This window comes from Falcatimonas sp. MSJ-15 (assembly GCF_018918265.1).
In the GTDB taxonomy this organism is placed as follows: domain Bacteria; phylum Bacillota; class Clostridia; order Lachnospirales; family Lachnospiraceae; genus Falcatimonas.
The window spans coordinates 1-3,199 of sequence record NZ_JAHLQC010000041.1 but is presented as its reverse complement, the minus strand read 5'-3'; the positions used below and the strand labels follow the sequence as shown (position 1 = coordinate 3,199).

At 35.2% G+C, this 3,199-nt stretch carries 7 protein-coding genes; all 7 read right to left on the bottom strand.

The features are described from left to right. A partial coding sequence (locus KQI85_RS17095) for a hypothetical protein (RefSeq protein ID WP_371820694.1) occupies positions 1-173 on the bottom strand: 173 nt, incomplete at its 3' end. Continuing rightward, complete coding sequence (locus KQI85_RS16115) at positions 174-437, bottom strand: hypothetical protein (RefSeq protein ID WP_216577050.1); 264 nt, start codon at positions 435-437, stop codon at positions 174-176. A 96-nt stretch (positions 438-533) separates the two neighbouring features. After that, a complete protein-coding gene (locus KQI85_RS16110) occupies positions 534-737 on the bottom strand; it encodes a hypothetical protein (RefSeq protein ID WP_216577049.1) in 204 nt (67 codons plus the stop codon). An 11-nt stretch (positions 738-748) separates the two neighbouring features. Next, entirely contained in the window at positions 749-1,150 is a 402-nt protein-coding gene (locus tag KQI85_RS16105) for an SMI1/KNR4 family protein (protein WP_216577048.1), read from the bottom strand. A gap of 4 nt (positions 1,151-1,154) precedes the next feature. Continuing rightward, a complete protein-coding gene (locus KQI85_RS16100; protein WP_216577047.1) occupies positions 1,155-1,388 on the bottom strand; it encodes a hypothetical protein in 234 nt (77 codons plus the stop codon). Positions 1,389-1,688: 300 nt separating this feature from the next. Next, positions 1,689-2,069, bottom strand: a complete 381-nt coding sequence (locus tag KQI85_RS16095) for a hypothetical protein (protein ID WP_216577046.1) — start codon at positions 2,067-2,069, stop codon at positions 1,689-1,691. An 11-nt stretch (positions 2,070-2,080) separates the two neighbouring features. Beyond that, positions 2,081-3,199, bottom strand: a 1,119-nt coding sequence (locus KQI85_RS16090; protein ID WP_216577045.1) for a DddA-like double-stranded DNA deaminase toxin, incomplete at its 5' end; no start/stop codon positions are given.

Here is a 3,199-nt window from a genome sequence, read left to right as displayed (position 1 = left end):
TCTGTGCTTTTTGTTATTCTTCCACACAGATCGTATTCTGTATATGATGTGTGTGACTGTGCATCTGTCACTGATGTACAGTTGCCGTATGCATCATATGTATACTGTGTTGTTCTTCCGGCTTTGTCATAAAGTTTCCAAGCACTTATAAAAACATCAGTTCCGTGGAACAACTATACTGCTCCATTAGCGAAAATGCCAATACCGTATGGCTTTCCAGCATAGTCTGAAAACTTTGTCCGACACTTTGGTCTGAGTGTACAACGATTTGAATATACAGAAAAACATCTCTTAAAATTACCTGTATAATGAAGAAAATCTGTAAATGTATTACTGCTTTTCAGACCAATTTTTGTGTCTGAAATACCGCCTTTTGTGTTTAGTTTTCGACAGATATCATACAGAAAACGCATCATCTCCACAGTACCAAGTGCCATGAAAACAATGCGTTCTGCATCTTTGATGGAACAATACTCAGTTTTGATTTCGGATATCCTTAAGTGGAGACCTTATTTAAAATATTCTTTATACTTTCAACAGCACAAGCCATATATATCTTTGATTAACTCCGCATCTTCCTTCGTGTAAGATTTCTGTTTGTTCAAATCAAGATTAGCTAATATACCTTTCATGCCTCGTATAATCTGTTCTGTTTCCATATCAACGTAGAATATTTTCTCAACTCCATATTTCTCGTACAATTCATCTATTGTTCTTATTATCTTATCTAGACTCATTTTTAATTTCTCTAATACTGCAAGTTATGCGAACATAATTTATCTACAAAATCGCCAAAATTAACAGCAATTATTTTTGCATAATTTCTTTCTAGGCAGTCCATTGGAATTGATACTATTTCTTCGCTTTTTTTATCAAACGCAAAAGCAATACCACATCCATCTGATGCAAAAGGAATTAACCCATCTAAATCTTCTATATCCTCATAATAAAAAATAATATCATTTAGATTCCAGAAATCAATATAAAAGTTACCTATTTTACCATATCCACCATCTACAGCTTTTAATATTTCTCTATAATCTGTTGGAAAATTCCAATTTATTTCTTTTTCAAAATCTGCAATATCCTTCTCTGATAAACCTATTGATTCATTAGTTCCTATTGTTTTGATTATTTCTTGTATATTCATCTTATTAGTTCAATCCTTTCTTTACTTCGTCTCGTATTTTATTCCACCAAGGTGTTACATATCTTCTATAAACTTGTGATTGAATTGCTGTTTTATTATTTATATCAGAAACTGGAACGTAATCATCTGGATAGTTTGACCAATCTTTTATAATAAAAGTGCATTTTTCTTTATCAACTATTGAAGAAGTACCACTCTTTATTGCCTTCGCCGTATCCTCAACTACATCATCTGCCACTTTATCTGCTTTTTTGCAAATGCTTCCACTTCTTCTGTCTGAAAATGGATTACCACTTTTTTGACCGATTTTTATATCTCAAATACCGTTTTCCGAGATTATTTTTTACCAAAAACGCATTGTCTTCACAGCACCAAGTACCATGAAACAATGCGTTCTAAGTCTTAAAAAATATTCAGTTTTGATTTTAGATGCCCTTATATGCACCTAAATGACAAATTTTTCCCTAGAAAGGTCTCTAAATTAATCTTCACAACTAACCAGCCTTTTGGGGAGGTGTTACGGTTAATTCAAATCTACTTACAATTCAAACCATTTCATTCTTTTTGACATTTCACATGTTTCAAAAAAATCTATTGCTGCAATATACGCTTGTTCAACAGAAATCACTAAATCTTTAGATATTTCTGTTTCCGCATTTTCAGAGCCAATATTAAAAACAACATACTCTTCTTCTAATCCATTATTGTCTGTATATGCATAATGACCACAATCATTTTCATCTTTAAAATAATGCACACATGCTAGCTCTTCTTTTATCAATATTGTGAGAAATGGATATTCCAGTTCCGTCCTCAACTCAAATTCATTACTATTCCCTTTTGACCTGTGTTTTAATACCTCTTGTAATTCGATTAAATTATTACACACTTTTTTACCATTAAACTCATATACTATCATTAAACTTCCTCCTACTTAGGCTTTTTTGGTATTTTATCATTTCCAATATATGTTTTCACCGTGTCAACCCAACTTGGTTTTGGAGCATTTGCATTTGCTGGTGGAACAACCGTTAATGTTGAGCCTTCCTCAAGTAATGTTGGTAACATCTTATCACAATATGGACATGTTCCATCTGTATTATTATGAAAAACAGTACCATTATTAATTCCATTTTCTCGCATATAAATTGCAGATTTACCTTCAACATGCGAAGCTGGTATATAATTTTTATAATTAGGATTTGCATTTCCAGATGAAAACGGTACTTGTGTTCCATCGTCTAAAACCAATACTCCATGTGTTGTCTTTCCATCATATTCAGGTAAATTAATTGAAGAACTACCACCCTTTATCGCCTTCGCCGCATCCTCTACTACATCATCCGCAACTTTATCTGCTTTTTTTGCAAATGCTTCGGCTTCTTCTGTCAGCAGTTTCTTCGGCAGGTGTTTTTCGAGGTCTATTGCATCGTCTGCTTTCTTTACAAGCTTCTTGATTCCATCTGCCACGTTGTCAAGGTGTTTTAGTCCACTTTCAACTATTCCGTTGCCAAGTACTTTGCTTGCCTTACCTGTCTTTGTAAAGGCATCGGCTCCGGGGATTATACTTAATGCACTAAGTCCTGCATTTATATAATCTCCTTCTGTAAGATATAGCACTGCATTTACTGCATCGCATATATCTCCATAGCCTGTTATGCTTCCTGCTATGTCTAATGCATCGTGAACTGCTTCTCGCCAGTTTATGTTTTTCTTTGCCTTTTTCGTTCCAGGTTCGGCACTTAGTCCGAATGGATCTATCTGCGTTACTGGGTTTCCATTGACGTAGGCGTAACGGTTAAGACTTGGTGTGCTTGAGAGATTGCCTATTACGCTGTCGGCGCTTATGAATCTCTTTAGTTCCGGGCTGTAGTATCTTGCTCTCATGTAGAGCAGTCCGTCTCTCTCGGTTATTACTCCGTCTCTTCCGCAGTATCCGAAGATGTGGTCTCCGTCTCCGGTATCATGAGTTCTCTCTCCATATAGTGAATAACTGTATCTGTCGGTTACTGTTCCTGTCTGGTCGGTTACTGCTCTTACGCTTCCTCT

Excerpts from the sequence above, each read along its gene's own strand:
- KQI85_RS16095 (WP_216577046.1), bottom strand. The coding sequence starts at position 2,069 with ATGATAGTATATGAGTTTAATGGTAAAAAAGTGTGTAATAATTTAATC.
- KQI85_RS16110 (WP_216577049.1), bottom strand. The coding sequence starts at position 737 with ATGAGTCTAGATAAGATAATAAGAACAATAGATGAATTGTACGAGAAA.
- KQI85_RS16115 (WP_216577050.1), bottom strand. The coding sequence starts at position 437 with ATGGCACTTGGTACTGTGGAGATGATGCGTTTTCTGTATGATATCTGT.
- KQI85_RS16105 (WP_216577048.1), bottom strand. The coding sequence starts at position 1,150 with ATGAATATACAAGAAATAATCAAAACAATAGGAACTAATGAATCAATA.